The sequence below is a fragment of the Flagellimonas marina genome, from assembly GCF_042651185.1.
Lineage (GTDB): Bacteria > Bacteroidota > Bacteroidia > Flavobacteriales > Flavobacteriaceae > Flagellimonas > Flagellimonas marina.
Genome location: NZ_JBHSCL010000009.1, coordinates 621,752 through 628,481, shown reverse-complemented (window position 1 = coordinate 628,481; position 6,730 = coordinate 621,752). Strand labels below are relative to the sequence as shown.

Below are 6,730 nucleotides of genomic sequence, written 5' to 3'. Positions count from 1 at the left end.
CATCGATGAGCGTCAATATTCCGTCACGCTCAATCAAGACACAATGGCCTATTGCCGGACCAAACGGTGATTCAATTTGGATACAATTTAAATGAAATGCTTTCATTGTTTGATGTTTATAGTTGGAAACAAAATACTCGGGCAAAATGTTAGAGTTCACCCTTCAGAAATGACTCCGCAGTTTTTAAAAAAGTATCCGCCCACCGCTCATCCCATATGGGCAAATGTCCACCATTCGGGATAATCCATAACGATGATTTTGGAATTGCTCTTGACATTTCAAAAGGAATCTCCAAAGGGAAAAATTCGTCAAGCTCCCCATGAACGATCAAGGTGGGGCATTTAATCTGAGAAAGGTAGGGCGCTGTAAAGTTCATGTCGTCATAGGAATGTTGCATACCGTTAAATTGTTGTAGCAATTTTTTGATTTGTTCATCGCCACCGGGTTGATGGTTTCTCATATCCAACATCCAGTCTTCCGGTACTGTCTCGAAAGTGGAATTTCGCATGATTTCCCTACAGGGCACCCCAAAACGTGATGTTGCACCTACCAATATCATGGCTTCGATTCTGGTAGAATCCATGGTCGCCATGTGAATCAAGGTCATGCCGCCGGAACTGGCGCCGATTGCCTTGAACTTTTTAATTTCCAATGCATCCATAAGTCCATAGATATCCTTGGCAGAGGTGCTATGTGTAAATACATTCTCAGGATTGGTGGATTTGCCATGTCCCCTCAAATCAGGTACAATTAGTTTGTGGTTTTTTGAAAGCCTTTCAATAAAAGGCTCCCAGAGCTTGTGACTGGATGTAAAACTATGCAATAAGACAAGGGGATCCCCTTTACCATAAATTTCATAATAGATTTCAACTCCATTGACTTGGGCGTGGTTTTGCTTTTGAGCAAATACTCCATAATGCAGGCAGATAAAAACTGCGATAATCGCTGCTCGATTCATTTTAAATTGTGTTTTTAATTTTCATTTGATATGTCCCTAAAAAGAAGCATGTCTTTAACCTTATTCGATGCATCCAGATAGAACCCTGTTTCATATTCAAGCTTAGGATTCTTGAAAGTTCCAAAAAGGATGTCAAACAACACTTAAAGAGGTATAGGTAAGTTTTCAATGATCTCTTTCATGTCATTTTTTCTATAAAACTTATTGCTAAATTTTTGCGCTTTCTAACAAGTCAAGATGCATACTTCGAATTGGGTGCCAATCATATCGTCTTAATTTTTGAATTAAGGTAAATCTGTGAATTCTTATTATAGTAGTGCTTTTGTGGAACCATAATTTTAAGGAAAGACCGTACTTCCTAACTATAGGTTGACTGAATAACGGTCGTAATGCTCTTTCAGAAATTTTATACAAAATTAGGATTGCGACAATAGCCAGAATAGAACTCTAGCGACATTTGGTTTTAACATTCAAGTAGTCGTACTGGAGTAAAAAAATCTTCTTTGTCGAAGGATATATGTTTGTTTAGTAACCCGTTCTTGAGAAATCTATTTGGGGTTAACCCCGAAAAATATTTAAAATCCCTTATGAAGTGTGACTGGTCTGAATAACATAGCTGATAAGCGACATCACTTAGCTTTTTGAAATCACCTCTAAGAAGTAAATGAATGGCTTTTTGAAATCTGAGAATTCTATAATAGGTCTCAGGATCTACACCTACATGCTCTTTAAATTTTCGCTGGAACTGTCTTCGTGAGATTCCTAAATCTGAGAATATTTGATTGGCTGAAAGGTTTCTGATACCTCTCACAGAATGATTGAGGTACTTGTCAAAGAAGCCCGTATTTTCTGGTCTAGATTTTAAATTTAAAAATCTCTTACTGAATAGCTCAATGATATGAATAGGAGATTTAGCATTTAACAAGATATCCTCAATGTCCGAAGAAAAGAAATGCTGAGAGTCTATTAGTTGATTACTTATCATTGTGGCATCCATACCAAACAATGATTTAAATGCCGTGGGACGTAAACTTACTCCAAATATGAAGGGTTCTCCCGTAATCAGGTTGGTACAATGGCTGGTATTCTGACCATATAAAAATGTTATTGGCAGTTGCACTCCATTTACATTTGAAACCGCAGAATTTCCATTGGAATGTTGAAAAATGATTCCGGGCAAACCATCAGCTAAAATTCTATATGTTTTGGCAGAGTTATCTGGATTTTTGAAATCGGAATACCAAAAAAAGCTCACCAAGTCTTTCAGATGTTTTGGTGGTTTGACCTTTACCGCATTCATTTTTTAATTGAGATTAGTGGTTTGTTTTTTTGATTGATGGAAGTACTTAATAACTATTACCCAAATTTGGTTGCACGCCAGAACTCTCAGGTGCTTCGGAACCATTATTAAAAGTAAAATTAATAAAACATTCACCACCCTTTTTGGCAAAATACTATGCATCATAGAAAGGGTACGAATTATAAGTAAAAATTGATGACCAAGACTATTGATTGAGAACTGTCCCTTTTCCTGTTCCTTATTAAAAAACAAATCCCTCTAAATCAATGACTTAGAAGGATTTTACGTGGTCCCACCTGGGATTGAACTATTTGCATATTTGACTCATTTTCAGATGATTATAAATCAATAAATCTGATTACTCACCGAAAAACTCACCAAAACTATGTCGGATTTTAAATGAACGTGTTCACTATCAAATATCTTGAAATTATATGAGATATTAATCATTTCTGTCATAGTTCCTTAAAAAATATTGTACATCCATAATGGTATTATTCGTTACGCCAAGCAGGAAAACTTTGTCTCCATATAAGCCGTTTGGTAAGAAAACCATTAGTTGAAAAAAATTGTATAGATAATTAAATTTGGGGGTTGAATCTAGATACACATCTATTATTTTAGACCTTGTTCAAACTTTATTTCCTTAAATGATTAGTAATAAATTAAGAGTTGTTGAATTATTTGCCGGAGTTGGTGGATTCCGGCTCGGGCTTGAGAAAAGCAACTACAAAGTTATTTGGAGTAACCAATGGGAACCTTCCACAAAAACACAGCATGCCTCCAAGGTATATGAAGCAAGATTTGGCAAGGAGAACCACTCAAACCAAGATATTTCAACTGTACCGACTAATGATATTCCGGACCATGATTTGTTATGTGGTGGTTTCCCTTGCCAAGATTATTCTGTGGCAACCACTCTTAACAATTCAAGAGGGTTAAAAGGAAAGAAAGGGGTTCTTTGGTGGTCAATTCATAGAATATTGGAAGAAAAGAAAAACAAGCCTAAATATCTTTTCTTAGAAAATGTTGATAGACTTTTAAAATCCCCAGCCTCTCAAAGAGGGAGAGATTTTGCAGTTATGTTACAAAGTTTAAACCAACTAGGGTATGCTGTTGAATGGAGAGTGATTAATGCTGCAGAATATGGAATGCCGCAGAGACGAAGAAGGGTCTTTTTCATTGGGTACCACAAATCAACAGAGCTTTATTCAAGACTTAACAAGTCAAGTAAGCACGACTGGATTTTGGAAAATGGAACAATTGTAGATGCTTTTCCCGTAAAAGAGAAAATATCCCCTTCTTTCAACGAATTTGAATTGAAAGGTGACTTAGTAAAAATCACGAACAATTTCAATAAAAAAGGTGGTCTCACTCCATTTGAAAACACTGGTGTGATGATTAATGGGATGGTTTATACCGTTAAAACCACTCCCAGTTATAATGGTCCTTATAAAGTATTGGGAGATGTTTTACAAAATGGAGAGGTTACATCAGATTTTTTCATAAGTGATGATGATAAACCTAAATGGAAGTACTTAAAAGGGCCTAAAAAGCAAAAACGAACGACTAAAGATGGTTATGAATATAACTATAGTGAAGGTGGAATGATTTATCCTGATGCATTAGATAATGCCTCAAGAACAATTATAACTGGAGAAGGTGGAAAATCTCCGTCAAGATTTAAACATGTAGTTGAGTCAGAAAGAGGGTTAAGGAGATTGACGCCAATAGAATTGGAAAGATTGAATATGTTTCCAGAAGATCATACCAAGCTTGAAGGCATTTCAGATTCTAAAAGAGCTTTTTTTATGGGAAATGCTTTAGTGGTGGGAATTATTGAAAAAATAGGAGAATCACTTTATAACAAAATTAAAAGTGAATGGCCGGCTACCTGTTCAGCATAGGGAAAAAGAACAATAAACCAGATTTTGATACTCTCTACGAGTTCATAAATAGGGGTGTCTATTCAACTAATATTTCCAATCCTCACCGGATATGGAAACCGCATCAGGAAGGTACATTTGCCGATTACTTTTCTATGAATGAAGGAGATAATATCTATTTCTTTATTGATAGAAAAATTTATGGTATTGGTCGACTAATCAATATTAATGGTCATTGTAAATTTTTGAATTATCCAAATTCCAATCAGCCAACCATTCAAAGGTATCAGGAGATTCGTCCTTTATTATTGTATGATAACGGGGTGAGGGCAATTAATAATAGGTTTTTGTGCACATTTGAAGCCTCACCACATTTCTTTCAAAATGGAATCGATATGGATGAGGTTCTATCTTCTGCTCCTGAAAAATTTAAAATATTACGAGCTTTTCAAAACTTAAGTTTTATTAAATTTTCAGACACTGAAAATCAAGGGTTTAAAGACATAATTCTTAGAAGGAATATTGCTGCTATTAACACTCCAAATGAAGACAACATATTCAACCAAAATATTGAAGAATCACACAGTGAAATTAGAGAAAAAACAAATGGGAACGATCATTATGTTGTAGAAATTGCCCCATTTCTAAATACTATAAATAATCCAAATGGAAGTTTAAAACATGAAATGGCCATTGAAGCAGCATTAATATTTCAGTTAAATTATAACAAATCTAACGCTAGGGAAATTTTTGGGGCTTGGGATTATCTTTCACATCAAGTTATTGCCTCTCCATTTAAACCCCTTCACTATGTAGATAAAATGGATGTTTTTGGATACAATTTTATACCAAATCAAAAACCAACCATTTGTGATTTTCTTGTTGTCGAAATCAAACGAGGAGAAATATCCTCTCAAGATATTTTGCAACTTATGAAATATGTTGATTGGATAAAAAATGAATATGCATATAGTGACTATAGCATGATTAAAGCCTTTATGCTTGGGTATAGTTATACCCAAGAAGCCCTTGAAAATTTTGCTGAGAATATTGAAAGAAAATTCATTAAGGGTGTGCGACCCTCTGTATCAACAGAGTGGAACAATGTAACGCTTGTTCAATATAGGTTTAATGAGGATACTCAATTGTTAGACTTTACTAATGTCACTCCTAATGGGTAAAAAACCAGAATTTGATCCAAAATCTGCAGATTCAATTCTTGAATTCGCCCAGAAACTAAAGAACAAAACTTTACGGCAAGCTTGTGAATCTGAAATTGAAAAGCATGGGTACAAAGGAAAAGGAAACTTTGGGCAGATTCTTGAAAAATTCTATTTTGGTTACAGCCCGAATTCCGATACAGAACCTGACTTTATAGAGGCTGGTCTCGAATTAAAATCTAGCCCTCTAAAACTTCTTAAAAAAGGTCAAATCCGTTCCAAAGAAAGACTTGTACTTAATATTATAAACTACTTAGAAGTACATAAAGAAAGTTTTGAAACCAGTTCTTTCTGGAAAAAAAATGCTCACTTACTTCTGGTTTTCTATCTACATGAGGTTGATGCCGATTTATTGGATTATACGATTCTCTTAGTAGGTAATTGGAGATATCCAGACCAAGACCTAAAAATCATAAAACGAGATTGGGAAACAATTAACCAAAAAATCAAAGATGGAATAGCTCATGAATTATCTGAAGGTGATACTTTTTACCTAGGTGCTTGTACCAAAGGTTCAACCGCTGCTAAATCTTTGCGTAATCAACCATTTAATAAGGAAAAAGCCAAGCAAAGGGCATATTCTCTGAAACAAGGTTACCTAAATCATATCATTGCCAATATTGCTGATGTGAAACAAGGGGCTTACGGAAAAATAATTACGGCTCCTGAGATTCTTGATAAGGCAGATACTATTGAAAACATTGTTATTAGCAAATTTCAACTGCATTATGGAAAATCTGCTGATCAGATTGTAAATGAACTTGGTCTTAAGGTGAACAAAAATGCCAAAAGCTATTTTGCCAATTTGACCAATGCAATACTTGGGATTGAATTGGACAGAAAAATTGAAGAGTTTGAAAAAGCCGATATTCAAGTAAAGACAGTAAGGTTAAAAGAAAATGATTTGCCAAAAGAAAATATTTCCTTTCCCACCTTCAAATACACCGAATTAGTCGAATTAGATTGGGAAGATTGTGCCTTTAAAAACATATTAGAAAGCAAGTTCTTCTTCGTATTTTATCAGTTCGATAATGACAAATTAATATTAAGAAGAGTGAGATTTTGGAACATGCCTTACTCTGACATCCTTGAAGCAAAGGAGGTGTGGGATAAAATGAAGGATACTATTTCAAAAGGAGAAATAGTAAAGGAAGTAACTGCTAAGGGAAAGAGAATGACCTTTTTTCCGAAGAAATCGGAGAACAGAATAAGCCATGTAAGACCGCATGCCAAAGATGCTAAAGACACTTATACTTTGCCTCTTGCAGATAAGCTAACTGGCTTAACGGAATATACAAAACATTGCTTTTGGTTAAATGCTAATTATGTAAAAGACGAAATTTACCTCGGCTGACTTATTTAATT

5 protein-coding genes are annotated in these 6,730 nt (G+C 34.9%); 3 read left to right on the top strand and 2 right to left on the bottom strand.

What is annotated here, in order from left to right:
- Positions 1–149: 149 nt before the first annotated feature.
- Both ACFOWS_RS16625 and ACFOWS_RS16620 read right to left on the bottom strand, forming a co-directional pair.
- Positions 150–959: an alpha/beta fold hydrolase gene (locus tag ACFOWS_RS16625; protein WP_379767033.1), complete on the bottom strand. Its 810-nt coding sequence runs from the start codon at positions 957–959 to the stop codon at positions 150–152.
- Between the two features lie 463 nt (positions 960–1,422).
- The gene (locus tag ACFOWS_RS16620) at positions 1,423–2,259 is read right to left on the bottom strand and encodes a DUF6597 domain-containing transcriptional factor (RefSeq protein WP_379767030.1); all 837 of its coding nucleotides are present in this window, start codon (positions 2,257–2,259) and stop codon (positions 1,423–1,425) included.
- Positions 2,260–2,909: 650 nt separating this feature from the next.
- Here ACFOWS_RS16620 and dcm point away from each other — a divergent pair.
- Genes dcm through ACFOWS_RS16605 form a run of 3 tightly spaced genes read left to right on the top strand, consistent with a single transcriptional unit; the run spans position 2,910 to position 6,719 of the window.
- Positions 2,910–4,166 (top strand): DNA (cytosine-5-)-methyltransferase, encoded by a 1,257-nt coding sequence (dcm, locus tag ACFOWS_RS16615; RefSeq protein WP_379767027.1) that lies wholly within the window; start codon positions 2,910–2,912, stop codon positions 4,164–4,166.
- A complete protein-coding gene (locus ACFOWS_RS16610) occupies positions 4,142–5,326 on the top strand; it encodes a hypothetical protein (RefSeq protein ID WP_379767024.1) in 1,185 nt (394 codons plus the stop codon). Before dcm ends, ACFOWS_RS16610 begins: the two co-directional genes overlap by 25 nt.
- Positions 5,319–6,719, top strand: coding sequence for a Sau3AI family type II restriction endonuclease (locus tag ACFOWS_RS16605; protein WP_379767021.1), 1,401 nt, complete (start codon positions 5,319–5,321; stop codon positions 6,717–6,719). Before ACFOWS_RS16610 ends, ACFOWS_RS16605 begins: the two co-directional genes overlap by 8 nt.
- Positions 6,720–6,730 lie beyond the last annotated feature (11 nt).